Source organism: Pseudoxanthomonas sp. 68-E7, assembly GCF_057773145.1.
Genome location: NZ_JBYMTI010000001.1, coordinates 497,723 through 523,165, shown reverse-complemented (window position 1 = coordinate 523,165; position 25,443 = coordinate 497,723). Strand labels below are relative to the sequence as shown.

General features: G+C 67.8%; 26 protein-coding genes. 9 read left to right on the top strand and 17 right to left on the bottom strand.

Annotated features, from left to right (window positions below):
* Window positions 1–41 precede the first annotated feature (41 nt).
* Window positions 42–524 carry a hotdog fold domain-containing protein gene (locus AC3DE2_RS02500; RefSeq protein WP_488424947.1) on the top strand — a complete coding sequence of 161 codons (483 nt, stop codon included), beginning with the start codon at window positions 42–44 and terminating at the stop codon, window positions 522–524.
* A 3-nt stretch (window positions 525–527) separates the two neighbouring features.
* Window positions 528–920 carry a hypothetical protein gene (locus tag AC3DE2_RS02495; RefSeq protein WP_488424946.1) on the top strand — a complete coding sequence of 131 codons (393 nt, stop codon included), beginning with the start codon at window positions 528–530 and terminating at the stop codon, window positions 918–920.
* Window positions 921–1,007: 87 nt separating this feature from the next.
* On the opposite strand, the gene AC3DE2_RS02490 is transcribed toward AC3DE2_RS02495, so the two are convergent.
* Both AC3DE2_RS02490 and AC3DE2_RS02485 read right to left on the bottom strand, forming a co-directional pair.
* Entirely contained in the window at window positions 1,008–1,355 is a 348-nt protein-coding gene (locus AC3DE2_RS02490) for a DUF1304 domain-containing protein (RefSeq protein WP_295374950.1), read from the bottom strand.
* 163 nt (window positions 1,356–1,518) lie between these two features.
* Window positions 1,519–2,889 (bottom strand): NTP/NDP exchange transporter, encoded by a 1,371-nt coding sequence (locus AC3DE2_RS02485; protein ID WP_488424945.1) that lies wholly within the window; start codon window positions 2,887–2,889, stop codon window positions 1,519–1,521.
* Window positions 2,890–3,098: 209 nt separating this feature from the next.
* On the opposite strand from AC3DE2_RS02485, the gene AC3DE2_RS02480 reads away from it, so the two are divergent.
* Window positions 3,099–4,700, top strand: coding sequence for a GMC family oxidoreductase (locus AC3DE2_RS02480; protein ID WP_488424944.1), 1,602 nt, complete (start codon window positions 3,099–3,101; stop codon window positions 4,698–4,700).
* Between the two features lie 178 nt (window positions 4,701–4,878).
* On the top strand, window positions 4,879–6,270 hold the full coding sequence (locus AC3DE2_RS02475; protein WP_488424943.1) for a serine hydrolase domain-containing protein: 1,392 nt from the start codon (window positions 4,879–4,881) through the stop codon (window positions 6,268–6,270).
* Between the two features lie 78 nt (window positions 6,271–6,348).
* Here AC3DE2_RS02475 and AC3DE2_RS02470 read toward each other — a convergent pair whose 3' ends face one another.
* From AC3DE2_RS02470 to AC3DE2_RS02440, 7 genes are all read right to left on the bottom strand, one after another.
* A complete protein-coding gene (locus tag AC3DE2_RS02470) occupies window positions 6,349–6,888 on the bottom strand; it encodes an SRPBCC family protein (protein ID WP_295374961.1) in 540 nt (179 codons plus the stop codon).
* 110 nt (window positions 6,889–6,998) lie between these two features.
* Complete coding sequence (locus AC3DE2_RS02465; RefSeq protein WP_295374964.1) at window positions 6,999–7,448, bottom strand: hypothetical protein; 450 nt, start codon at window positions 7,446–7,448, stop codon at window positions 6,999–7,001.
* A 361-nt stretch (window positions 7,449–7,809) separates the two neighbouring features.
* Window positions 7,810–8,016 (bottom strand): hypothetical protein, encoded by a 207-nt coding sequence (locus AC3DE2_RS02460; RefSeq protein ID WP_488424941.1) that lies wholly within the window; start codon window positions 8,014–8,016, stop codon window positions 7,810–7,812.
* Window positions 8,017–8,475: 459 nt separating this feature from the next.
* Complete coding sequence (gcvH, locus tag AC3DE2_RS02455) at window positions 8,476–8,871, bottom strand: glycine cleavage system protein GcvH (protein WP_295374966.1); 396 nt, start codon at window positions 8,869–8,871, stop codon at window positions 8,476–8,478.
* A gap of 108 nt (window positions 8,872–8,979) precedes the next feature.
* Complete coding sequence (gcvT, locus tag AC3DE2_RS02450) at window positions 8,980–10,089, bottom strand: glycine cleavage system aminomethyltransferase GcvT (RefSeq protein ID WP_295374969.1); 1,110 nt, start codon at window positions 10,087–10,089, stop codon at window positions 8,980–8,982.
* A gap of 202 nt (window positions 10,090–10,291) precedes the next feature.
* Complete coding sequence (locus tag AC3DE2_RS02445; protein WP_295374972.1) at window positions 10,292–10,723, bottom strand: NfeD family protein; 432 nt, start codon at window positions 10,721–10,723, stop codon at window positions 10,292–10,294.
* Window position 10,724: 1 nt separating this feature from the next.
* Complete coding sequence (locus AC3DE2_RS02440) at window positions 10,725–11,690, bottom strand: SPFH domain-containing protein (protein WP_295374974.1); 966 nt, start codon at window positions 11,688–11,690, stop codon at window positions 10,725–10,727.
* 128 nt (window positions 11,691–11,818) lie between these two features.
* Between AC3DE2_RS02440 and AC3DE2_RS02435 the strand changes: the two genes are divergently transcribed.
* Genes AC3DE2_RS02435 through AC3DE2_RS02425 form a run of 3 tightly spaced genes read left to right on the top strand, consistent with a single transcriptional unit; the run spans window position 11,819 to window position 14,657 of the window.
* Window positions 11,819–12,385: an RNA polymerase sigma factor gene (locus AC3DE2_RS02435; protein WP_488424940.1), complete on the top strand. Its 567-nt coding sequence runs from the start codon at window positions 11,819–11,821 to the stop codon at window positions 12,383–12,385.
* The gene (locus tag AC3DE2_RS02430; RefSeq protein ID WP_488424939.1) at window positions 12,378–13,265 is read left to right on the top strand and encodes a hypothetical protein; all 888 of its coding nucleotides are present in this window, start codon (window positions 12,378–12,380) and stop codon (window positions 13,263–13,265) included. The genes AC3DE2_RS02435 and AC3DE2_RS02430 overlap by 8 nt, the downstream gene beginning before the upstream one ends.
* 27 nt (window positions 13,266–13,292) lie before the next feature.
* A complete protein-coding gene (locus AC3DE2_RS02425) occupies window positions 13,293–14,657 on the top strand; it encodes a PDZ domain-containing protein (protein WP_488424938.1) in 1,365 nt (454 codons plus the stop codon).
* 83 nt (window positions 14,658–14,740) lie between these two features.
* Here the strand turns inward: AC3DE2_RS02425 and AC3DE2_RS02420 are convergent, their stop codons facing one another.
* The 8 genes from AC3DE2_RS02420 to AC3DE2_RS02385 all read right to left on the bottom strand — a co-directional run bounded on the left by AC3DE2_RS02420 (window position 14,741) and on the right by AC3DE2_RS02385 (window position 23,156).
* Window positions 14,741–15,949, bottom strand: coding sequence for an MFS transporter (locus AC3DE2_RS02420; RefSeq protein WP_488424937.1), 1,209 nt, complete (start codon window positions 15,947–15,949; stop codon window positions 14,741–14,743).
* A 7-nt stretch (window positions 15,950–15,956) separates the two neighbouring features.
* Window positions 15,957–16,910 carry a DUF6607 family protein gene (locus AC3DE2_RS02415; protein ID WP_488424935.1) on the bottom strand — a complete coding sequence of 318 codons (954 nt, stop codon included), beginning with the start codon at window positions 16,908–16,910 and terminating at the stop codon, window positions 15,957–15,959.
* Window positions 16,907–17,554 (bottom strand): Hemin transport protein, encoded by a 648-nt coding sequence (locus AC3DE2_RS02410; RefSeq protein WP_488424934.1) that lies wholly within the window; start codon window positions 17,552–17,554, stop codon window positions 16,907–16,909. Before AC3DE2_RS02410 ends, AC3DE2_RS02415 begins: the two co-directional genes overlap by 4 nt.
* Window positions 17,555–17,556: 2 nt before the next feature.
* Window positions 17,557–19,791 (bottom strand): TonB-dependent hemoglobin/transferrin/lactoferrin family receptor, encoded by a 2,235-nt coding sequence (locus AC3DE2_RS02405; protein WP_488424933.1) that lies wholly within the window; start codon window positions 19,789–19,791, stop codon window positions 17,557–17,559.
* 186 nt (window positions 19,792–19,977) lie between these two features.
* Entirely contained in the window at window positions 19,978–20,181 is a 204-nt protein-coding gene (gene hemP, locus AC3DE2_RS02400; protein ID WP_295374988.1) for a hemin uptake protein HemP, read from the bottom strand.
* A gap of 107 nt (window positions 20,182–20,288) precedes the next feature.
* Window positions 20,289–21,059, bottom strand: coding sequence for an ABC transporter permease (locus tag AC3DE2_RS02395; RefSeq protein WP_488424932.1), 771 nt, complete (start codon window positions 21,057–21,059; stop codon window positions 20,289–20,291).
* A complete protein-coding gene (locus AC3DE2_RS02390) occupies window positions 21,056–21,973 on the bottom strand; it encodes an ATP-binding cassette domain-containing protein (protein WP_488424931.1) in 918 nt (305 codons plus the stop codon). The genes AC3DE2_RS02395 and AC3DE2_RS02390 overlap by 4 nt, the downstream gene beginning before the upstream one ends.
* 211 nt (window positions 21,974–22,184) lie before the next feature.
* Window positions 22,185–23,156, bottom strand: coding sequence for a potassium channel beta subunit family protein (locus AC3DE2_RS02385; protein WP_488424929.1), 972 nt, complete (start codon window positions 23,154–23,156; stop codon window positions 22,185–22,187).
* 265 nt (window positions 23,157–23,421) lie between these two features.
* On the opposite strand from AC3DE2_RS02385, the gene AC3DE2_RS02380 reads away from it, so the two are divergent.
* Window positions 23,422–23,994 carry a TMEM165/GDT1 family protein gene (locus tag AC3DE2_RS02380; protein ID WP_295374997.1) on the top strand — a complete coding sequence of 191 codons (573 nt, stop codon included), beginning with the start codon at window positions 23,422–23,424 and terminating at the stop codon, window positions 23,992–23,994.
* Window positions 23,995–24,088: 94 nt separating this feature from the next.
* Complete coding sequence (locus AC3DE2_RS02375; protein WP_295375000.1) at window positions 24,089–25,387, top strand: NupC/NupG family nucleoside CNT transporter; 1,299 nt, start codon at window positions 24,089–24,091, stop codon at window positions 25,385–25,387.
* Window positions 25,388–25,443: the final 56 nt, after the last annotated feature.

The window sequence follows — 25,443 nt, the reverse complement described above, 5'->3', positions numbered from 1 at the left end:
TGACGGCGAGCTTCGGCTCGCCGTCTTCGTCCGGAGACCCCATGAGCGCATCCGTCCTGACGATGTACCGCAAGCTCGCCGCGCGCCCGTTCGGCTCATGGCTGTTCTCGCGGCTGGTCTGCTTCAAGGCGCCCTATTTCGCCAGCATCCGGCCGCGCATCACGAGGCTGGAACCCAACCGCGGCGAAGCGACCATCGCCCATCGGCGCAGCGTCACCAACCACCTGGGCACGGTGCATGCGATCGCGCTGTGCAACCTGGCCGAGTTCGTCGGCGGCCTGACCACGGACGTGAGCATTCCTGCCTCCATGCGCTGGATTCCGAAGGGCATGAGCGTGGAGTACCTGAAGAAGGCCGTCGGCACCATGCACGCGGTCGCCACGCCGGCCTTTCCTCCGCATTCGGCGGAAGAAGGCTATGAACTGCCGATGGAGGTGGTGGTCAGCAACCCGCAGGGCGAGGCGGTGTTCCGCGCCCGCATCGCCATGTGGGTGTCGCCGCGGCCGCCACGCGAGGAGCGCTGACCCATGGATGCATCCGGCGACTGGCTGGTGCGGCTGGCGGGCGTCCACAGCCTGGGCTTTGCCCTGTTCCACCTGGCGTTCTGGAAGCTGTTCCGCTGGCATGACGAACTGGCCAAGGTCGGATTCGCCACCCGCGCGATCACCCAGATCCTCAATCTCCGGTTGGTCTATCTGTTCCTCGGTGTCGGCGCGGCCTGTTTCGTGTTCACCGGCGAGCTGCAGGACAGTGGCCTGGGGCGTGCGCTGCTGGCTTTCATGGCGCTGTTCTGGGCGGGACGGACGGTCGAGCAGTTCGTGTTCCTGCGTCGCCATCATTGGCTGCTGCACCTGCTCACCGCGCTGTTCGTGCTGGGCGCGCTGCTGTTCGCGCTGCCGCTGGCCCTGCCTCTCCCGTAGGAGCGAGGTCGGTCGCCAAGCAACATTGGCGGGCTGAGAATTCCTGGTCGCGACCGATGTCGCTCCCGCGGGAACCGCCCGATTCGCTCAACCGATGAGGATGGCGGCCAGCGCGGCGATGGCGGGGATGCCCTGCACGAAGAAGATCCGCCGGCTGACGCTGTAGGCGCCATACAGCGCGGCAAGGGTGACGCAGACCAGGAAGAACACCACCACGTTCCACTGCTCGCTCATCAGCCCCCACAGCAGGCCCGCGGCCAGGAAGCCGTTGTACAGCCCCTGGTTGGCGGCCAGGACCCGCGTGGCCGCCGCCTTCTCGGGCGTGTTGCGGAACGTCTTGAGGCCAACCGGGCGGGTCCACAGGAACATCTCCAGCACCATGAAGTACAGGTGCAGCAGGGCGACCAGGACGCTCAGTGACGCGGCAATCAACATGCTTGGGTTCCAGCGTGGCAACCTCGACAGGATAGCCAATGACAGGGGGCGCGTCGCGCGCGCATCCAGGCATGGGGACCCCGCTGCGTGCGCGCAGGCGCTCCGGCAGTGAAGCGCCGGTCGTGTCCGCACGCGACACCGCGCCGCTCCGGCGCGTCGCCGATCAGGCCGGCTCGCCTTCCGCCGGTACCGCCCTCCCCGCCTCCGGCAATCGGCGCTGTGCCTGGATCACGCGCCAGGCGCCCAGGGTCATGCCGGCGGCCACGCCGATGCCGACCAGGAACACCACGCTGGAGCCCAGCGCCGACAACGCCTTGTGGAGCCAGGCAAAACTGAGATCGCCGCCGCGATAGACCACGGTGTCGATTACCGCCTTGGCCTTGTAACGCGACTCGCGGTCGACCCGCGTGTAGAGGGTTTCGCGGGCCGGCTTGGCCAGCGAGAACTCGCCCGCGCGGGTCGCCACCTGCACCGCCCAGATCAGCGCCGGCAGCGGCGCCGCCGCCAGCAGCGCGTACCCGAGCAGGATGGCGGTGGCCGGTATCAGCAGCAGCGGCGCGATCCCGAACCGGCGCAGCAGCCAGCGGGTCAGGAACACCTGCACCACGATGGTCAGCAGGTTCACCCCCAGATCCAGCTTGGCGTAGTACGCCGTGCGCGAGGCATCCTGGGCCAACTGGCGGGCGATGGCGGCCTGCTCGTTGTACAGCAGGGTGCCGACGCCGACGCCGAAGAACATCAGCATGGCCAGCGAACGCAGCAGCGGATCCCGCCAGACCAGTCGAAGGCCCGCCAGCACCGAACCGCCCATCGCGTCCTCGCCGCTGGCATCGCGGTTGCGCTGCTCGCGGCGCACGGCCCAGGGCCGCAGGCGCAGGATGCAGAACAGGCAGATCCCCAGGAGCAACGCGGAAACCAGCAGCAGGTTGCCCACGCCGATGCGCTCGACCAGCAGGCTGGTGATCATCGGCCCGACCAGAGCGCCGGTGGTGCCGCCGGCGCCGATGTAGCCGTAGACCTTCTTGGCGTTCTCGTTGTCGAACACGTCCGCCATGTAGCTCCAGAACACCGACACGGCGTACAGGTTGAACACCGCCACCCAGATGAAAAAGGCCGCGCCGCGCCCCGGCAGTTCCCGGTTGAAGGCCCAGTAGAAAAAACCCAGGCAGGCGATGAAGGCCAGGTACACCACCGGCAGGAACACCCGCCGCGGGAAACGCGACACCAGCGCGCCATAAATCGGCTGCAGCAGCACCATGCAGACGAAGGTGCCGGTGAACAGCACCTGCAGGGTGAAGTCCTTGAGGTCGATGCCGTGCCGCCCCGCCCAATCGTTCAATTGCACCGGGAACACCGCGGCGACATCGCCCGAGGCACCCATCGCATCACGCACCGGGCGCAGCACGTAGTAGCCGCTGAGCAGGCAGAAAAAGTAGAGCAGCGACCACCACAAGGCCGGGGAATCCACGCCCAGTTGCGAAATCACCTGGCGGAAACCGGCGGGGCGTGAGGCGTCGGAAGCGGAAGGATTCATGCGATCGTCGTGGCCGCCGGGAACGGGATGGACGCGCGCAGCGGCCCGCGTCACGCGCGCAAGGTATCCGATGCACTGCAACATCGCCAGCACTTTCCCGCGCCGCTGCGTTCCATCCGCCGGGTGCCTTCCGCGCATGCCCGGCGCGGCCGAGCATTTGCTCTATCCCCGCCCGATAGCTTCGACCGGTCCCGGTTGCAGGCCTCCACGTGTACGACTACATCATCATCGGCGCCGGTTCGGCCGGCTGCGTGCTGGCCAACCGCCTCTCCGAAGATCCCGCCTGCCGCGTGCTGCTGCTGGAAGCCGGTCCCCGCGACTGGCATCCCTTCATCCACATGCCGGCCGGGCTGGCCAAGCTGGTCGGCCACAAGGGCGTGAACTGGAACTATGACACCGCGGCCGAGGCACAGCTCGACGGCCGGCGCCTGTGGTGGCCGCGCGGCAAGGTGCTGGGTGGATCGAGCTCCATCAACGCGATGTGCTACATCCGCGGCATCCCCGCCGACTACGACGGCTGGGCGGCGCAGGGCGCGCAGGGATGGGACTGGGCCGGTGTGCTGCCGTACTTCCGGCGCTCCGAGCGCAACAGCCGAGGCGCCGATGCATTGCATGGCGACGATGGTCCGTTGTGGGTCTCCGATCTGCGCTACACCAATCCATTGTCGGCGGCCTTCATCGAGGCCGGGCAACAGGCCGGCTATCGGCGCAACGACGATTTCAACGGCCCGGAGCAGCCTGGCTTCGGTTTCTACCAGGTCACCCAGAAGGACGGCGCACGCTGCTCGTCGGCGGTGGCCTACCTGCATCCGGTCCGTCATCGATCCAACCTGGAAGTCTTCACCGGCACCTTGGCCCGTCGCATCCTGATCGAGAACGGACGCGCGGTGGGCGTGGCCTATGCCCACCAGGGACGCGAGGTGCAGGTCCGGGCCGAGCGCGAGGTGCTGCTGTCCGGTGGCGCGATCAATTCGCCGCAGCTGCTCATGCTGTCCGGGGTGGGTCCGGCCGAACACCTGCGCGGACACGGTATCGACGTGCGGGTGGATGCGCCGCAGGTCGGGTTCAACCTGCAGGATCACCTGGACATCTGCACGCTGCGCCATTCCACCCGGCCAGTCACCTACGACCGCACCAGCGAGCTGAAAACCGCCTTCGACTACTTCCTGCGCGGTCATCACGGTCCGGGTACCAGCAACATCGCCGAAGCGGGCGCATTCGTGCGTTCGCCACTGGCGCCCGACGCGCACGCCGACATCCAACTGCACTTCGTGCCGGCCATGCTCGACGACCACGGTCGCCACCGGCTGGACGGGGACGGCTATACCCTGCATGCCTGCTTCCTGCGACCGCGCAGCCGCGGCCGCATCCGCCTGGACGATGCGGACCCGCGCACGCCGGCACGCATCGAGGCCAACTACCTGAATGATCCGGAAGGCTTCGACCTGAAGATGATGATCGAATGCGCGCGCCTGTCGCGCGAACTGTTCGCCCAGCGCGCGTTCGACGACTATCGCGGCGCGCCGATCTTCCCCGCGCGCGATGACCTCGACGATGCCGGCCTGGCGGCGTTCGTGCGGGCGAAGGCGGAGACGGTCTACCACCCCATCGGCACCTGCCGCATGGGCAGCGATGCCGGCGCCGTGGTCGATCCGCAACTGCGCGTCAACGGCGTCGCTGGCCTGCGCGTGATCGATGCCTCGGTCATGCCCACCCTGATTGGCGGCAACACCAACGCGCCGACGATGATGATTGCCGAGCGTGCCGCCGACCTCATCCGTGGGCATGAGCCGGTCCGTGATTCGCACTGAATCACGCGCGGGAACCCCTGCTCAGGGATCTGAACAGGGCGCGTCAAAAATGCGACGGACCGCACCCCGGATCTTCAACTAGATGAACGACATGCGTGCGGAAGTTGCCGCCATTTGTGCAATCTGAAACAGCAACGTTATTATCGCGTCCAGCAACCGTTGCGCAGGCGATCAGTACATGAAAAAGAAGGTAACTCGGCGGCCGTTGCGCCCGTTCCGTATTGGGTTGCTCGGACTGCTGATACCTCTGACGCTGGCCTCCACGGCCCAGACGCCTCCCGCCGGAACCGCGCACGCCGTTTCGCCGGTGCCCGCCGCCACGGCCTCTGTTCCCGCCACGCAAGCCAATACCGCCACGACGGCCGCCGCCGCGACCGCATCGGCATCCACGCTCGCCCCGGGTTTCGACGTTGCCCGTTTCGAGGCCATGGCGCAGCAGTTGACGATGGGCGAGCGCGTGCCGGGCATGGCACTGGCGATCGTCCACAATGGCCGCGTGCTCACCGCCAAGGGCTATGGCGTCACCGACGTCAGCGCGCCGCAGACGATCGACGGACATACCGTGTTCCGCCTGGCGTCGCTGTCCAAGGCGTTCGCCGGCACCCTGGCCGGGCTGCTGGTCAACGATGGCTCGCTGCGCTGGGACAGCCGCGTGGCCGACTACGTGCCCAACTTCCGCCTCAGCGATCCCATGGCGACGCGCCAGGTGACCGTGGCCGATCTGTTGAGCCACCGCGTCGGCCTGCAGGCGCACAACGCGTTCGACCGCGACATCGAGGGCAACGCCGACTATTACGCGGTGACCCAGAAGCTCGCCTACGCGCCGATGAGCTGCGTACCCGGCCAGTGCTATGCCTACCAGAACGTCGCCTTCAGCGTGTTCGGCGACGTGGTGTTCGCCGCCACCGGCGGCTTCTACGAGCAGGCGGTCGACAAGCGCATCTTCAAGCCGCTGGGCATGAACGACGCCAGCCTCGGCCTAGAAGGCATCCAGAACAGCGCGCGCTGGGCGCGTCCGCACGTACGCAGCCGCAATGGCTGGGTCGCATTGACGCCCAAGCCGACCTACTACCGCCTGGCGCCCGCGGCCGGCGTCAACGCCAGCATCAGCGACATGGCGCAATGGCTGGTGGCGCAGACCGGACATCGCCAGGACGTGCTGTCCGCGCCGTTGCTGGCCACCCTGCACGCCTCGCTGGTGCCCACGCCGGGCGAGATGCGTGCCGGCTGGCGCCGCGATCGCATCTACTCGGCCGGCTACGCGCTGGGCTGGCGCGTGTTCGACTACGCCAACCATCCGGTGATCTTCCACGCCGGTGCGGTGCAGGGCTACCGTGGCATGGTCGCGCTGGTGCCCGAACGCGACCTGGGCATCGCCATCCTCTGGAACAGCGACAGCTCGGTGCCTTCCGGACTGCTGCCGACCATCCTCGACCGCGCCATTGGCCTCTCGCCGCAGCAGTGGCTGGATACACCGATGGACACCAGCGACCTGCTGATGGCCGATTCGCCGCAACCGGACAACAAGAGCGGCGCGGCCGCCAGCCAGGCGACGGCGTCTCCACGCTGACATCCACCGCGACCTCTCCTTGATCCCGCACGCCCCGCCCGGTCATCCGCGCGGGGCGTTCTGCTTCCTGGGCCACGCTCAGCGCGGCGGAGCGGTTTCCAGCAGGGTCTTGAGCCTGGCCAGGCCACGCTCGTAGTCGGTGCCCATCATTCGATCGAACAGCAGCCCGAACCAGCGCGACATCGGGTTGTAGCCGTGCTCGGTATCGAAGGCCCAGGTCAGGCGGGTGGCACCGGTGCCCTCAGGAGATAGCGTGTAGGTCGCGGTCGACGGATGTCCGCCGAAGTCCAGCGCCACCACCACGCGCGCCGGCGGCCGGCTTTCGGTGATCCGCTGGCTGCCGGTACCCACCGCCTGGTTGCCCGACCAGCGCATGCCCGCGCCGACGCCTTCTGCCGGTCCTTCATAGGTGTAACTGGCCTGGGGATCGGCGGCGAACCAGGGCGACCACTCGTTGAACCGTCGGAACGAGTTGAGGGTGGCGAACACCTCCGCGGGCGGCCGCTGGATGGTGATCGATCTTTCCACGTGGGTACGCGCCGGCAGCAGCAGGCTGCCCACGACCAGCAGCACGCCCAGCAGGATCAGGGTGCCGAGGGCCCACTTCAGTAGCTTCATGTCGTTCCTCCGTTCCGGATGGCGACAAGCTTAAGCGCCCGCAAAAAAAAAACTCTCCCCCTGCTGGGCACAGGGAGAGAGTCTGATGGATACGGCTAATCGGGGTTGGCTTAGATCAGCGGAGCCGGGGTGGCCGGCAGCGCGACCGGAGCCGCTTTCTTCTTGGACTTGCGGGCAGGCTTCTTGGCGGCCTTCTTCGCAGCCTTCTTGGCCGGCTTCTTGGCAGCCTTCTTGGCGGCCTTCTTCACGGTCTTCTTGGCAGCCTTCTTGGTGGCCTTCTTCGCAGCCTTCTTCGCAGGCTTGCGGGCGACCTTCTTGGCAGCCTTCTTGGCGGTCTTCTTGGCAGCCTTCTTGGTGGCCTTCTTCGCAGCCTTCTTGGCCGGCTTCTTGGCGACCTTCTTGGCAGCCTTCTTCACGGTCTTCTTGGCGGCCTTCTTGGTGACCTTCTTGGCAGCCTTCTTGGCGGCCTTCTTCACGGTCTTCTTGGCGGCTGCCTTCTTGGTCGCCTTCTTGGCGGCCTTCTTGGCAGGTTTCTTCTTAGCAGCTTTCTTCATTGCCATGTGATGGCTCCTCGTCAGTGAACTTGGATTGGGTACATCGGGGTACGAAACCTCTGCCCGAAGGCAGGCCCAGTTGCGGAATCAGCCGCGGGAGTCGGACCCGCAGGCAACCGTCGACGCGCCAGGCGCGTTGAACCGGATTCTTTTGTAAGGACCCTTCTGACGTGGTCCCCTACAAATACGAAAACACCCGCGTCGCCGGACGGCGCGGGTGCGATGAGGAAGGTGGGGCGCTTTTTTTCGGGGGAAGCGGGTCCTGCGTCCGCCGCTACCTGGGCTGGGACGATTGGCCTTGTTGTCACTCGCGCTGTCGTATTGATCCGACTCACTCGCTTCCGCAGCACTCTCTGCTGCGCGAAACCTAATCACGGTTTTTGGACGTGTCAACACCTCGGCGAATTTTTTTTCCATGGCCGCCGCCGCCCGCCCGGTCGTCCGGCTTCGGCCAAGCTTGGGAAATGACCATGACGGATCCAGCCGGCAATACCCGCAGCGACGCGGCAAAAAAAAAAAAAGCGCAAAAACGAGTGCTTTTTTGATATCGCTTCGCGCGACGCGTCATCGACATCGTGATCCGCCACGCGGGTAGTCGCGTCGCCGGGATCCCGGTTGCGGCCTAAACGGCACCTAAAAATTTTTCCGCCGAACGGTCCGGTTTGGGGCGGCGCACAAGCCCGATTGCGCGGATTTGCGCAAAAAAAATCCGTCGTCGCGACCGTGTTCGCCGCCTCCCGGAGATGCGTTGGCGCCTCGGATCGGCACCCGTGATGCACGCCGCCAACCTTCGCCGCCCGGTCACCGGATCGGATGAGGCATGCCATCGCGCACCGGTCGAGGTTGCCGTGGACGACGCCACGCGCTGAAAAAAACCGCGGCGGAATTCCGACGCCGGCCACGGCAACGACGCATCTCCATCGGCCGGGCGCGGTTCCGGGATGCGCTCCGGTCCATTCCCTCGGCGGGAAGGCAAAAAAAAACCGGCCGCGCGAAGGCGGCCGGTCGATGCTCCACGAGGAGGCGCGGGGACTCAGTGGTCCTCGTCCTCCAGCAGTTCGGCGTAGTCGTCGGGGGACAGCAGTTCGTTGAGCTGTTCCGGTTCCTCGGCCTCGACCACGAAGATCCAGCCTTCGCCGTAGGCATCCTCGTTGATGGTCTCGGGCTTGTCGGCCAGCGCCGCGTTGACCTCGATCACCTTGCCGGTGACCGGGCTGTAGACGTCCGAAGCCGCCTTCACCGACTCGACGACGGCGCTGGCGTTGCCGGCCTCGACGCGGTCGCCGACGTTCGGCAGCTCGACGTAGACCAGATCGCCGAGCAGGCCCTGCGCGTGATCGGAAATGCCGACGGTGACGCGGCCACCGCCTTCGGCGCGGGCCCATTCGTGGGACTTCAGGAATTTGAGATCGCCGGGAATCTCGCTCATGTTGGCTACTCCGGATTTGTATCGGGTGGGCGGAAAGAGGGGGCTAGTTTAGCTGCTTATGCCGGGCATGAAAGCGGTCCGGTCCAACGACCGGGACCGCCATCGTTTTCATTCACCCAGCACGCCGGGCTGGGCCTGGCCGTCGCGGACGAACGGGAACTTCACCACCCGGACCGGGACTTCCTTGCCACGGATGTCCACGCGGACCGCGCCGGGCTCGCCGGCCGGCACGCGCGCGAAAGCGATCGCCTTGCCGAGGGTGGGCGAGAACGTGCCCGAGAGGATTTCGCCGTTGCCGTTGGCGGTCAGGACGGTCTGGCCATGGCGCAGCACGCCCTTCTCGTCCATCACCAGGCCGATCATCTGGCGCGGCGCGCCGTTGGCCTTCTGCTGTTCCAGCACCGGACGGCCGATGAAGTCGCGACCGGCGTCCAGGGCGACCGTCCAGGCCAGCGCGGCCTCGTACGGCGACACCGACTCGTCCATGTCCTGGCCATACAGGTTCATGCCGGCTTCCAGGCGCAGGGTGTCGCGCGCGCCGAGGCCGGCCGGCTTCACGCCCGCGTCCAGCAGTGCGTTCCAGAAGGCGACCGCATCCTGTTCCGGCAGCACGATCTCGTATCCGTCCTCGCCGGTGTAACCGGTACGGGCGACGAACAGCGGCACGCCCGCGCTGCTCTGCGCCTGCACGGCGGCGAAGCGGGACAGCTTGTCGGCGGCGGCGCGGTCGGCTTCGCGCAGCAGGCCGATGACCTTCGCGCGGGCGGTGGGGCCCTGCACGGCGATCATGGCGAACTCGGGGCGTTCCTTCACTTCCACGCCGAATGCCGCGGCCTGGGACTGGATCCACGCCAGATCCTTGTCGCGGGTGGCGGCGTTGACGACCAGGCGGAAGAACGCCTCGTCCATGAAGTAGATGATCAGGTCGTCGATGACGCCGCCGCCGGCGTCCAGCATGCAGGTGTACAGCGCCTTGCCGGACACCTTCAGCTTGTCGACCGAGTTGGCCACCAGGTGGCGCAGGAACTCGCGGGTGCGGGCGCCATGCAGATCCACCACGGTCATGTGGCTGACGTCGAACATGCCGGCATCGCGGCGCACCTGGTGGTGTTCCTCGATCTGGGAGCCGTAGTGGATCGGCATGTCCCAGCCGCCGAAATCGACCATCTTGGCGCCAAGCGCGCGATGGGTGTCGTTGAGGATGGTCTTCTGGGTCATGGCGGCTCCGGGGCAAAGAACGCCATTATCCCAGATGGGGCGCGGCAACGCCCCCGACGCCGGCGCATGGTGCGGACGTGTCCCCTGGAGCGGGAAGCCGGCGAACGGGATCCCGACCCGTTCTCGCGCACTCCCGGCGATACGCCACGGTGGCGTCCCGCCCTTGCGGTGGCGCGGTGCGCGTCGCCGTGAGACGCGCGGGTCAGTGTGCCTGCACCTTCAGGGTCATCCCGTCCACCGCCACCACCCGCACGCGCGCGCCGGCCGGCAGATCCGGACCGCTGACCGACCAGAAGGCATCGTCCACCTTGGCCCGGCCACGTCCGTCGACGATGGCCTGGTCCAGTTCCAGCACCCGGCCGATCAGCTGTTCGGCGCGCCGGTTCAGCAGCGGCTGGTCGCTGCGGCGGCCGCGACCGCGGAACCACTTCAGGTAAATGCCGACCGAGATGACCGCGAACAACGAGAACAGGATCGCCTGCCACAGCCAGCCCAGTTCCGGCAGCACCAGGACCGCCACCGCCATCGCGGCGGCGGCGAAGCCGAACCAGAGCATGAAGGCACCCGGTGCCATGGTCTCTGCCGCGAACAGCAGCAACGCGGCGCCGGCCCAGATCGCGAACTTGAAGCTCATCTCAGCCTCCGATGCGCGGCGGCCGCGACGCGATCGACGCCTGCTGCTGGTTCAACGCGTCCTTGGCCAGCTCGGCGATGCCGGCGATGGAACCGATGACGCCGCTGGCTTCCATCGGCATCAGCACGAACTTCTGGTTGGGTGCGGTCGCCAGTTCCTTGAACGCTTCCACGTACTTCTGCGCGATGAAGTAGTTGATCGCCTGCACATCGCCCTTGGCGATGGCTTCGGACACCAGCGCGGTCGCCTTGGCTTCCGCCTCGGCCAGCCGCTCACGCGCCTCGGCCTCGCGGTAGGCGGCTTCGCGCTTGCCCTCGGCTTCCAGGATCGCCGACTGCTTCTCGCCTTCGGCGCGCAGGATCTCCGACTGGCGCGAACCTTCCGCTTCCAGGATCGAGGCGCGCTTGTCGCGCTCGGCCTTCATCTGCCGCGCCATCGAATCGACCAGATCCCGTGGCGGCTGGATGTCCTTGATCTCGATGCGGTTGACCTTCACGCCCCACGGACTGGTGGCGTGGTCGACCACGCCCAGCAGCTTGGCGTTGATGGTCTCGCGCTGGCTGAGCGATTCATCCAGGTCCATCGAACCGATGACGGTGCGGATGTTGGTCTGCACCAGCGCGATCATCGCCTGGTCCAGGTTGGCCACTTCGTACGCCGCCTTGGCCGCGTCCAGCACCTGGAAGAACACCACGCCGTCCACCTTCACCACCGCGTTGTCCTTGGTGATCACGTCCTGGGACGGCACCTCGAACACCTGCTCCATCATGTTCACCTTGCGCCCCACCCCCTGCATGTACGGAATCAGGAAGTGCAGGCCGGGCGACATGGTGTGGGTGTACCTGCCGAAGTGTTCGACGGTGAACTCGTACCCCTGCGGCACCACCCGCACCCCCTTGAAGAAGGTGATGATGATGAAAATGCCGATCGCGGCGACCACGAACGTGGTGAGAGCCGAGGTGAACATGGTGATCCCCTTTCCAGTCCTTAGTAATAGGCGAGTATAGACGGCCCCCGGGGCACCGCCGGCCGGGTTGGAACAATTGTGGGGCCCGGCTGCGACCCTTTTGGCGCCCCCGGCATCTGGATGAATGCATGCCACCCGTATCCAGCTTCGCCATCGATGTGCCCGACACCCTCCTGGCCCGCGCCCGCGCGGGGCGGCAGGACGCCTTCGAGCAGTTGTATCGCTGGTTCGAGCGGCCCGTATTCACCCTGGCGCTGCGCATCTGCGGCGATCGGGAAGAAGCCTCCGACGTGCTGCAGGACACCATGCTGAAACTGTTCCACCACCTCGACGACTTCCGCGGCGGCAGCCCGTTCTGGGGCTGGCTGCGCCAGATCGCCGTCAACGAATCCCTGATGAAGCTGCGCCGCAACCGCCGCTTCGACATGGAGATCGCCATGGACGAGGAGGATCTTCCCGAAGACCAGGGCCACCTGCCCCCGGCCGCCGCCGACGCGGCGATGCTGCAACGCGCGCTGGGCGCCCTGCCGGCGGCCACCCGCAGCGTGCTGTGGCTGTACTACGCCGAGGGTTATACCCACGAGGAAATCGCCCGCCTGATGCAACGCACGCCCAGTTTTTCCAAATCCCAGCTTTCGCGCGGCACCCGCCGCTTACGGACGCTGCTGCAGATCGAGGAACCCGCCCATGCCTGATGCACGCCAACCGGGGCGCCCCGCGCCCGACGACTGGGGCCAGGCGTTTGCCGCGCTGCCGCTGGAGACGCCGCCCGCCGGCGGCTGGAACCGCGTGGCCGCCGCATTGCCCGCGCGTCGGTCCCGCAGCCGGGTCTGGATTCCCGCCGCCGTCGCGGCTTGCCTGGCGCTCGCCGTGGTCGTGCCCTGGCGCGGCGCCACGCCGGATCAATCGCCACCCGTCGTCGCTTCCGTTCCGCCGGCGGCGACGCCATCGATCACGCCATCGGAACGAACGCCCGCAACGTCGGTCGCCGCCGCCACGCCTGCAGCCACTCCGGCGGACAGGTCCCTTGATGCGGTCGGTGATGGCAAGCGCGCGGCGTCCATTTCCACCGACGCCCCCGCGTCGCCGGATACCGGACTGGCCGTCACGCCGGTGCGCGCGCCGCGGGACAAGAAAGCGCCGGCTCGCCCGGCTCCCGCGTCCGGGAGTTCCGGCACGAACCTGCTCGACGCAGGCCCGTCCGTCGCCACCACCGGGACGAAAGATGCCGCCGCCCCCGTTCGCCAGGCCACCGGTGCGGGCGACACGCCGGCTTCGCCGGCCATGCTCGAAACCCTGTACACCGAATCCGCACGGCTGGAGGCGCTGCTTTCGCAGATCCGCGACGACCGCGTGGCCAGTGGTCCGGCCATGGCGCTGAGCACCGCCTTGAACGAACGCGTAGCCGGGATCGACGTCGCGCTGTCGCAGCCGGATCTGGCCGCCGATACCCGCGTCGGCCTGTGGCGCGAACGGGTCGCGGTCCTGCAACGCCTGGCCGGCGTGGAAAGCACCCAGCGCTGGATGGCGGCCAATGGCTACCCGACCGATGGCGCCGTAGCCCAGGTCTATTGAGGAACACGAGGAACCACCGAGGTGATCATGAAACCCAACACCCGAAACCTGAGCATCGCCGTGCTCGCCATCGCCGTCGGCCTGGCTTTCACCAGCCAGGCCCAGGACAACGCCGCCGCCTATCGGGAGGACGCCAGGGTCGCGGCGCAACGCACCGCCGAGCGGGAAGCGCAGCGCAAGGAACTGGACGCGGCGCGCGCGGAATTGCAGCGTGCCGCCCGCCGCATGGCCGAACTGACGCGTGCCGATGAGATGGCGGCGCTGCGCCAGCGCATCGAGCGGCGTCCAATGCTGGGTGTGCTGCTGGCGCCGGATGCGCGGACGGGCGTCCGCGTCACTGGCGTCACCCCGGACAGCGGCGCCGCGCGGGTTGGCCTGCGATCCGGCGATCAGTTGCTGAAGATCAATGGCAAGGCGATCACCGGCGGTACGCCCGAGCAGCGCCTGGAGCACGCACGCGCTGCCCTGTCGGGGCTGGAGACGGACGTGCCGGTGAAGGTCGAGTTCCAACGCGATGGCCGCCAGCAGGCGGTGGAAGTGATGCCCCAGGCTGGGCGGCCGGTCCTGGTCTTCACCGACGACGGTTCGGTCGACGAACGCGGCACCCGCATCGTGTTGTCGCCGGATGGGGACGGCGTCGCGACGATCGACAATTTCAACTTCGGCGCTTTCGACTTCAAACCCGCCGAGTTGGCCATCACCCCGGAAATCCAGCGCGAATTGATGCGCGTGCGCGAACTTACCGACTGCACCGACGGCAAGGATTGCCTGATGCCGCGGCTGGCCGAGGCCTATCGTTGGAACGGCCTCAACCTGTCGTCGGTGGATGCGCAACTGGGTCGATACTTCGGCACGGATCGCGGCGTGCTGGTGCTGTCGACCGGACCGGAGCTGGAAGGCCTGCAGGCCGGCGACGTGATCCGGCGCGTCGAAGGCAAGGAGGTCGGCACGCCCCGCGACGTGATGGAAGCCCTGCGCGGAAAACCGGCCGACAGCAGCGTCAACGTCGAATACCTGCGTGATCGCCGGAGCGCGACCAGTGCGATCAAGATTCCGCGCGCCATGCCGTTGCGGATCCCCGTCCCGCCGACGCCGCCCGCTCCACCGGCTCCGCCCCCCACTCCACCTTCCCCGGCCGCGAAAGCGCCTCCGGCACCTCCGGCGGCCGCCGCAATCCCCGCGCCGCCGGCTCCGCCGCCGTCGACCGTGACCACCTCCCGTCGGCAGCAGGTCGTGATGGTCGAACGCAACGGCAAGATCCACGCGTACAGCGGCGATGCCGGCGCGCCCTTGCCCGTGCCGCCCGCGCCGCCGGTCGCGCCGAAGGCCCCTTCCGTGCCTTCACCTCCCGCGCCACCACCGCCTCCCCCGCCGCCGGGCATACCGGTCTGAGCATTCTTGTTGGACATTCCCATTAGAAACGCGCAAGTGAATCCCCTGCCCCGGAGTTTCCGGGGCATTTTTTTCACCCGGTGTCAGGCGGATTCGTCCGCGGTCGCGGCAACGCTACGGTCGCGCGCACCGCCAACCCAGAGCGCGACGAGCGCGAGCAGCGCGGCCCCGACCAGGAACGGCACCGCGGGCGCGATGCCGTACAGCAGCGCGCCCAGCAAGGGGCCCAGCACCATGCCGACGCCCTGCGCCGCGGATACCGCGCCGGCGGCCGCACCCTGCTCATGCGCGGCCACGGCGTTGGCCGCCATCGCGGCGAACGCGGGGAACACCAGGCCCATGCCCAGCGCCATCACGAAGTAGCTGGCAATCAATTGCCAGGACGCCGCGGTGAATCCCGCCGCGAGAAACCCCAGCATCGCCAGGCCCGCCCCGCGCCCGATGAGTACGCGGGGCGGCCACCGCAGCCGCCGCACGCCCATCTGCGCGGCGATCAGCGCCACACCCACCGCGGTCAGCGCATGCCCCGCCACCCGTCCGGCGTGTTCGCGCGACAGCCCCCAGCGGTCCATCGCGTAGAAGCCCACGCAGATCTGGGCGATGGCCACGCTGCCCATCGCCACGAACGCCACCACGATCGGTATGCGCAACCGCGGATCTCCCATGCGCACCGGCAACACTCCACCGGGCGCATGGACATGGCCGCCTCGCAGGCCGGTCAATGCGACGGCCAGGGCCAGCACCGCCAGACCCGCCATGGCGTAGAGCGGCAGCACCAGCCCGTCGCCGACCAGCCAACCGGCGAGCGACGGACCGAGCACCAGGCCGATGGCGCTGGAAGCGCCCAGCGTCGCCATCGCCGCGGTGCGCCGTTCCACCGGCGTGCGATCGGCAATCATCGCGTTGGCCGCCGCCGGCACCGCGGCATAGAACGCGCCGATCGCACCGCGCCCGGCCAGCAGCAGCAGGAAACTGATCCAGGTGCCGGGAACCGCCAGCAACGCCCAGTGCACGCCGGCCGCCAGCCCCAGGCAGGACAGCGCGAAACCGGCGATGCCTGTCACGATCACGTGCTTGCGCCCCAGCCGATCGCTCAACCGGCCCCAGCGCCGCGCCAGCAGGAACCACAGCACGCCGGCCACGGTGACCGACGCGCCCGCCTGCCATTCGGCCAGTCCCAGCGTCCGCGCCAATGGCCCGAGCAACGCGATGAAGGCATTCATCGCCATCATGCAGGCCGCGTTGGCAAGCACCAGCGGCAACAACGGCAGCGGTGGCGATGTGTCCCGCATCGCGGATTTACCGGGCGGCGGTATCGGCGACCGGCGCCGGTTCCACCCACGCCGCGAACACCTTGTCGATTTCCGCATCACTGACCGCCTTGCCTTCCTGTTGCGCCTCGGCCTGGGTGAACAGCGGGATGATCATCGCCATGCCATCGATCTTGGTCTTGAGATGCACGCCGGTATCGTTCGCCAGGAAACGATCCCAACGGCCGCGCACCTTCGCCCAGTAGCCCGCGGTGCCCTTCCAGTAGTCGTAGGCCGGCTTGAAGTCGATGTCCTTCGTCTTGATGTAGTCGTTGAAACCGAACTCGCGCGCCAGTTGCACCTGGCTGCCATCGGGCTTGCGCAGCACCTTGGTGTTGAACTGTTCGTGGGTCCAGCCGTTCGGGGTGAGCGTATGGCGGTTGATCACCGACATCGCGTTGTAGTCGCTGCGCCGGGTGTATTCGCGGCGCGGGAGCGGGCGCCAGGACAGGTCGCTGGTCCAGGTCGGATGGCCGTCGCGATAGGTCCAGCGGCCGGTGCCGCAGTAGCGGGGAGCGTCGCTGACTTCGTACACGCACTGGGTCCAGGCGCCGCGCGTGGCTTCGGCGGGAATCGCCTCACGGCTCCAGGTCTGGTCGGCGGTGAACTGGAAGCGTTGGGGGGCCTCGTAGACCCAGTCCTGCCGCCAGTGCTTGGTGACGTGGCCGCTCTTGGCATCCACCAGGATGTGCTGCAGGACGATCCGGTGCGGGGTGTCCTCGACCACGATGACGGTTTCATCGCCGCCGCTGCGCATCGCGGCCTGCCGTTCGTAGCCCGGCTGCAGCAACACGGTTTCGTCGAATGCGAAATCGACGGTGTATTCGCCCTGCATGGCCAGGATGGAAGCGCGATCGCGCGCGGGATCCGCGTCCTGCGCGAAGGCGCCGGCGGCGACCGTCATCAGGAGGGGAAGGAGGGACAGGCAGGACAGGCGTTTCATGCGTGGGTTCTCTCGTTTGGCTTCCAGGAAATCACGGCGTCCGGGTAGCTACCGTGCGGGATGTCGCGGGCTCGCGACGGTGCGGACGAGAGACAGCAGTACTCGTCCGACAGGGTTTCATCATCGACGCCTTCGCCGCGCGCGATGGCACGCGCGGTGGCCGCACCCAGCGAAGACAGGCGGGCGAGGCTGGCGGCCAGTACCGGCCGGCCTTCCCCGCCCGGCAATTCGTGCAGGCGCAGGACGGCGGCACGCCACTGCTCACCGCGCAGGCGACCGGCCAGTCGTCGCCAAAGGCGCTCGCCGACACCGGCAGGTGCTTCCATGCCCGCCTCCTGCGGCCAACGCGACAGCAGGCGGTCCCAGGCCAGGAAATCGCTGTCCGGCAGCAGGAACAGGCGCCAGCAACAGCGGCCGCCGGCATCCACGAACTGCAGGGATTCACGCAGCCCGTCGCTGTCCAGCCCCGCGCGGACCTGGACGCCGCTGGCCAACTCCCAGCCGGCCAGTTCGCCCCCCTGCTCGGCGCGGTACAGGCACAACACCGCACCCAGCGCGGCCAGCTGCTGCGGCCGGGGCAGGCGCGCGGGTTCCCGCCCCTCGTCCGGCATCCGGAGCTGCGGCGGAAATACGCGCGCGGCCATCGCTACCAGCTCACCGCCACGCTGGCCGACAGCGTGCGACCGGGCGCGGTGTAGCGATCCAGGGCATTGCTGGTGGCGGCCACCAGGGCGAGGTCGCCGGCATCGAAGTAACGCCGATCGCCCAGGTTGAAGACGCCCAGGTTGAACTTCGCGCCAGGCGCGAATTCCCAGTGCGCGTACAGATCCAGCACGCCGTAACCACCCGGGCGGTAGAGGTTGCTGGCGGAGGCATGGCGCTTGCGCCCGACGAAACGGCCCGCCAGTTCCACGCCCCATTGCGCCTGGTCGTAGGCCACTCCCAACGCCGCGGTCAGCGGGTCCACGCTGTCCAGCCAGGTGTCGTCGGTCTTGTCCTTGCCGCGCGACCAGGCCGCCGAACCGCGCATCGACCAGCCGTCCCAGGCGGCCGACAGCGCGCCGAAATCGACACCCGCCTTCACCTCGGCGCCGTAAATCTCGGCTTCGGCGATGTTTTGCGACTGGAACACCATCAAGCCCTCGGCATTGGTGCCGATGTTGCGGTTGGATTCGATGAAGTCGTCATACCGGTTGTAGTAGCCGGACAGGCTGGCGTAGACGGCATCGCCGGAAAAGCGCAGGCCCAGTTCCAGGCCGTCGCTGGTTTCAGGCTTCAGGTCCGGATTGGCGATGGCGGTGTAGCCGAACTGGACATTGGTGAAGCCGATGTTGACGTCGTTGTACGGCGGCGAGCGGAAGCCGCGCGCGTAGCCGCCGAACAGCGACCACGCGTCGTTGAAATGCCAGACCAGGCCGAACTTGGGCGACACGCTGGTTTCGTTGAGGCTTACCGCGCGCACGCCCGGATTGTCCTCGGCGAAGATGTTGTCGACCTTCGGTTTGAGCCGGTAGTGATCCACGCGCAGCCCGGGGACCAGCCGCAGGCGGCCGTCGGCCAGCGCGATTTCATCCTGCACGTACAACGCGCCCACGGTGGTTTCGCTGTTGGGGAAATCGCGCACGGGGAAGGTATCCGGCGCCATCACCGGCGTGGTGACGCCGGTCAGCGGGAAGGTACGCACACCGTCGCGCTTCTGCCGGGTCCGGGTCCAGGCCAGGTCCACCCCGTAACTCAGATCGTGTTGCGCGGCGCCGGTTTCGAAATGCTTGCGGAAGTTGGCCTGCAGGCCATGGGTGCGCTGGTCGAAATTGAACACGCGGTCGCGGATATCGCGCAGGACGGGCGCGGCCAGCGTGCGCTCCTCATGCGTGTACTGGGTGGTCTCGCTGTCCTGGCGATAGATCTGCCAGTCCAGGCTGTCAGCGAAGCCCGCGCCCAAATCGTCCCACTCGTGCGCCAGCGACAGTCGCGCGCGGGTCTGGCGGTCGCGCGCCGTGACCGCCGTGTTGGTGGCCCGGGTGGCCGCCTGGAAGCCGAGCGAATTGAGCAGGTTGGTGTCGGTGTTGTCCTCCGTCCCTTCCAACGTCAGGCGGAATCGCTGCTGTTCGTTCGGTGCGAATACCAGGCGGGTCAGCAGGCTGCGGCCATCGCGCTCCTGCGGATTCGGTTGGGTGCGCGCGGCGCCTTCGCCTCCCGTGCGCCCCATGTTCCCGGTTTCCTTGCCCTGGCGATGGCCGACCACCGCCAGGCCGCTCCAGCGTTCGCCGCCAAAGGCGGTGGTGGCGCTGCCGAACAGGCCTTTCCAATCGCCTTCGTACCCCAGCTTCAAACCGAAGTAGGCGTCCTTGCCGTCCCCCAGATAATCCGAGGGATCCTTGGTGATGAACGACACCACGCCGCCGAGGGCGTCGGAGCCGTACAGCGAACTCGAGGGGCCGCGCACGATTTCGACCTGCTTGATCGTGTCCAGATCGACCAGGTTGCGGCCGGCGTTGGAAAAGCTGCCGATCGAGAACGCATCGGAGACGGCGATGCCGTCGGTCTGGATGCGCACGCGGTTGCCATCCAGGCCGCGGATGCGGAATCCGCCCATGCCGAAGCGGCCGAAACTGGAGGTGACGCTGACACCCGGCTCGTAGCGCGCCAGGTCCTTGATGTCGCGGATCAGGTGGTCATCCATCTGTTCGCGATCGATCACGCTGACGGTATTGGGCACGTCGGCGATCTCGCGTTCGCTACGGGTCGCGGTGACCTGGATGCGCTCGAACTCGCGGGTGGGTGCTGTGCCGGCGGATGCGGCGTCGGCAGGCGTTCCAGCCTGGGCCATGCTTGCGCAGGCCAGCCACAATGCGGAGGTGAGCAGGGTCGGACGGATCATCGGCTTACGGCAGTCCTTGTTCGGTTTCCCGGCGCGCACGCATGCACGCCGTTGTGGAGGAAACCTGGAAGGCTGGCGGGCCGGTCGAACCGATGGCTGGCGCCCAGGTGGAGAGAGAAGGTCACCACCGCGGCGGCGCGCCCCGTCGGGGAGAGAGCGCGTTGGGGCGCGGCCGCGGCGGCGGTGTTACTTGGTCAGGATCAGCTTGTCGTTGCTGGTATGGCGCAGGCGATAGATCTTGTCGCCATGACGGATCAGGACTTCGCGCTGTCCCTTGAGCAGGACATGGCTGTCCAGTGGTTCCTCGGCGGACGCGGCCGGCCGCGTGGGCAGGCGATCACGCAGGGACAGGGGTTCGACGTTCGGCAATGAAGTGACGTTCGAGATCATGGTGGTGGCTCCGGGTCGGGCCACTCAAATGATAATGATTCTCATTGACTAGTCAAATCTTTTTTCCAGGTGCGCCGCCGTAGCCGTCGGGACCGCCAAAAGCCCGTTCAGGCGTACTCGCGGCGCAGGAAATCCCACAGTCCCAAGGCAACCGTGGCCAGGCCGCCGAGCATGCCGGCCAGCGCCACCTGCCCCATCAGTTCGCCTCGGCCGGCGAACACCTGCATCGGCAGGGTCCACGGGTACCAGGGACCGAAGCGCGCCGACTGCCCGATCAGGAAGCCGGCCACGGTGGCGGTCATGCCGGTGGCGACGGCGACGGTGAAACTGGTCCAGCGCAGCGCGATCCACAGGTGCAGGCCGATGATGCAGCCCGATGCCGCCAGGACGACCAGCGCGCGCAGTCCGAGGAAGGTCCACGGCACCGCGCCCCCCAGGCCGAGGGGATTGTGCGTATGCATCAGCACCCAGCCGCCCAGCGGGATCAGTGCGGCCAGCACCAGTGTCGCCAGCACCACCATGCCGATCAGGATCGCCAGCTTGCCCAGGTAGTGCGCGCTGCGTGGCAGCGGCAATGCCAGCAGGTGTTTCCACTGCCGCTCGCCGTGCTCCAGTCCGGCCAGCAGCGCCGATTGCAGGGTCACGTACAGCGGCAGCATCAGGAAGGCCCACAGCAACATCACGCCCTGGATGAAGCGTTCCCATGCCAGCGCCGGCGTCGCCAATGGTTGGCCGCCCTTGCTCAACAGCAGTTGCAGCACGGAGAGCAGCACCACCAGGCCGGGCGCAATGAAGCACAGGCGCAACGCGAGCGTGCCCCTGAGCTTCAGCGACTCCGCGGAAACCGCGCGCAGGGTGGCCGTGATGATCCCGCTCATGCCGCCAACTCCTCCGGAAGATCGCCGGTGAGGGCGAAGAAAAGCGATTCCAGCGATACCGCCTCGCGCGCCAGATGGGAGACCCCGATCCGGCAACCGACCAGCAGCCGGTTGATGTCCTGTTCGCTGCGCGGCCCGAGGTGCACCTTCAGGCCCTCCGCATCGATATCGCTGATCCGCTCGCCCGCCTGGCGCAATGTCTCCGCCGCCTGCGCCGGCTCGTCGCAGCGGATCTGCAGGCGCGGACGCGCACGCGCGCGCAGCTCTTCCAGGCGTCCCTCGAAACGCAGTTGCCCCGCCTGCAATACGCCGACGTGGCCCGCGATCAATTCGATTTCACTGAGCAGGTGACTGGACACGAACACGGTGATGCCCTGCCGGGCCAGTTCGCGCAGCAGCCGGCGCATATCGAGGATGCCGGCGGGATCCAGGCCGTTGCCCGGCTCGTCCAGGATCAGCAGGCCGGGAGACGGCAGCAGGCTCAACGCCAGCGCCAGGCGCTGGCGCATGCCCAGCGAGTACTCGCGCACGCGTCGATCGCCGGCATCGCGCAACCCGGTCAGCTCCAGCACCTCGTCGATGCGCGTGCGCGGAAGATCCAGCAGGCGGCGGGTCACTTCGAGGTTCTGGCGGCCGCTCAGGTGCGGATACAGCGAGGGCGACTCGACCAGCGCGCCGACGCGCGCCAGCACCTTGCGATCATGTTTCGCCAGCGGCTGGCCGAACAGTTCGACCCGTCCCCGATCCGGATGCAGCAGGCCCAGCAGCAGGCGCACGGTGGTGGTCTTGCCCGCGCCGTTGGGGCCGAGGAATCCGTACACGGCACCTTCCGGCACGTGCAGGTTGAGCGACTGCACGCCGAAGCCGCCGGGAAAGCGGCGTTGCAGATCGAAGGTCTGGATGGCGTAGCTCATGGCGATTCCCGCGGACAGGGCCGCAGTATCCGCAGCGGCGCGGCATGGGCTCCCCTGCCGGGAGTCACGCCGTGTCATCAGTCATGCGCGCGCGTTGGCTGGATCGGGTGACGTTCGATATCTCGATCAGCCCAGCACGTTCACTGGCTCCGTTTGGCCCCCACCCCGCCCTCCCCCGTGAACGGGGGAGGGGGAGGCACTTTGTCCGTCGTCAGCTGGCGGCGGCGCCCAGGCGTTCCCAAATGGTTTCGTCGTAGCGCTGTGCCAGTTCGATGGCGGCCAGGTTCTGCTGCAGTTGTTCGACCCGGCTGGCGCCGGTGATGACGGTGGAGACATGCGGATTGCGCAGGCACCAGGCGATCGCCAGCGGAGCCGGCGCTTCACCGAGTTCGGCCGCCAGCGCGGTGAAGCGGCGCGCGCGTTCCAGTTTCCGATCGTCGGCGGCGCCGATCACCATGCGCCGCAGTTCCTCGTTGCCGGCATGGCCCAGGCGCGTGTCTTCCGGAATACCGTCGTTGTACTTGCCGGTCAGCAGGCCCGACCCGAGCGGCGACCAGATGGTGGTGCCCAGGCCGAGTTCCGCGTACAGCGGCGCGTACTCCAGTTCCACCCGCTGCCGGCGCAGCAGGTTGTACTGCGGCTGCTCCATGGTCGGGCCGTGCAGATGGTGCTGGCGGGCGATGCGGGCGGCCTCGCGGATCTGCACGGCCGGCCATTCCGAGGTCCCCCAGTACAACACCTTGCCCTGCCGGATCAGGGTGTCCATCGCCCAGACCGTTTCTTCGATCGGGGTTTCGGGATCGGGGCGGTGGCAGAAGAACAGATCCAGATAATCGACCTGCAGGCGCGCCATCGCGGCGTGGCAGGCATCGGTGACGTGCTTGCGCGACAGCCCGCGCTGGGTCGGGCCGGGCGCCTCGGCCGCGCCGAAAAACACCTTGCTGGAAATGCAGAAACCGTCGCGCGGCAGGTCCAGATCGCGCAGCGCCTGGCCCATCACCGTTTCCGACACGCCGTGGGCATAGCTTTCGGCGTTGTCGAAAAAATTGACGCCGTGGTCCCAGGCGCAGGCCAGCAGTTCGCGCGCGCCTTCGCGGCCGATGCGATCCCCGAAGGTCACCCAGCTGCCGAAGGACAGCGCCGACAACTGCAATCCGGAGGTTCCCAGGCGGCGGTACTGCATATGGCGACCTCGCGCACGCGCGCAAATGAGAACAGTTTACGCCCGCGCCCGCGGGCCTCCGCTAGAATGCGCGCACTTACCTCCGGGGAGTAGCCCGTCCGCCGCGTGCGGATACCCTGCATCAACACACTTGGCGGCACGCCATGGTGCCGGGGACGAAGCGAAGGCTTAGTCGGGCAAGACCGAAGGCAAGCGCGACGCAACCCGGGCCGGGCTGCGTGCGTTTGCCTTCGCGTCCATGCGAAGCCCGGCCCCGGAGTTCCTGATGCTGTCGCTGCAAGCCCTGCTGGTGTCCACCGGCACGGTCGCCCTCGCCGAGATTGGCGACAAGACCCAATTGCTCGCCCTGTTGCTGGCCGCCCGCTACCGCAAGCCCTGGCCGATCGCCTGGGGCATCCTCGCCGCAACCGTGGTCAACCATGCCATCTCCGCCTGGCTGGGCGCCGAACTCACCCGCTGGCTGTCGCCGGACGTGCTGCGCTGGGGCGTGGCCGCCAGCTTCCTGGCGGTGGCGCTGTGGACGCTGAAGCCGGACAAGCTGGACGAGGACAAGGAAAAGCTGCCGGCCTACGGCGCCTTCGTGGCGACCACGATCGCCTTCTTCCTGGCCGAAATCGGCGACAAGACCCAGGTGGCCACGGTCCTGCTGGGCACCCGCTACGACCCGCTGTGGCAGGTCATCGCCGGCACCACCCTGGGCATGCTGGTGGCCAACCTGCCGGTGGTCTGGCTGGGCCACCGCTTCGCCGATCGCCTGCCGCTGAAGCTGGCCCGCACGGTCGCGGCGCTGGTGTTCCTGGGCCTGGCGGCCTGGGTGGCCGTTTTCGGGGTGGGCTGAACGCGGCGTCCCCCCGGCCGGTTCAGGCAGGCCGGGCGGGCCGGCCTGCTAGACTGCCCGCCTTTGAACGACGCGTAGTGGTCTGGGGGATTGCATGGTGGAAGCTCTGGGGCGGATTGGCTTCGGCCTGTTCGGCCTGGCGGTACTGATCGGTATCGCCTGGCTGTTCTCGAACAACCGCCGCGCCGTCGACTGGCGGCTGGTGGTCACCGGCATCCTGCTCCAGATCGGCTTCGCCGCCATCGTGCTGCTGGTGCCCGGCGGCCGCGATGTGTTCGATTCGCTGGGCAAGGGCTTCGTGAAGGTGCTGAGCTTCGTCAACGAAGGCTCCAACTTCATCTTCGGCGGCCTGATGGACACCACCAAGGTCGGCTTCATCTTCGCCTTCCAGGTGCTGCCCACCATCATCTTCTTCTCAGCGCTGATGGGCGTGCTCTATCACCTGGGCGTCATGCAGGCGATCGTGCGGGCGATGGCCTGGGCGATCACCAAGGTGATGAAGGTGTCCGGCGCCGAGACCACCAGCGTCTGCGCCAGCGTGTTCATCGGCCAGACCGAGGCGCCGCTGACGGTGCGTCCGTACATCCCGCGGATGACCGAGTCCGAACTGATCACCATGATGATCGGCGGCATGGCGCACATCGCCGGCGGCGTGCTGGCGGCCTACGTGGGCATGCTGGGCGGCAGTGATCCGGTGCAGCAGGCGTTCTACGCCAAGCACCTGCTGGCCGCGTCGATCATGGCCGCGCCCGCCACCCTGGTGGTGGCCAAATTGCTGATCCCGGAAACCGGCACGCCGCTGACCCGCGGCACGGTGAAGATGGAAGTGGAGAAGACCACCAGCAACGTCATCGACGCCGCCGCGGCCGGCGCCGGCGACGGCCTGCGCCTGGCGCTGAACATCGGCGCGATGCTGCTGGCCTTCATCGCCCTGATCGCGCTGCTCAACGCGCCGCTGACCTGGCTGGGTGAAATCAGCGGCCTGCAGGCGATGCTGGGCAAGCCGACCAACCTGTCCACCCTGCTCGGCTACCTGCTGGCGCCGATCGCCTGGGTGATCGGCACGCCGTGGGCGGACGCGACCACCGTGGGCTCGCTGATCGGCCAGAAGGTCGTGATCAACGAATTCGTCGCCTATACCGAACTGGCCAAGGTCGTGAACGGCCAGGTGCCGGGCATGATGCTGAGCGACGAGGGCCGCCTGATCGCGACCTACGCGCTGTGCGGCTTCGCCAACTTCAGCTCGATCGCGATCCAGATCGGCGGTATCGGCGGGCTCGCCCCCGAGCGCCGCGCCGACCTGGCGCGGTTCGGCCTGCGCGCCGTGCTGGGTGGCTCGATCGCCACGTTCATGACCGCCACGATTGCCGGCGTACTGACCCACTTCGGCTGAGCCGCCCGCTGTTCCTCCGCCGCCGGCGCCACCGCGCCCGCGGCCCTGCCGTCCCT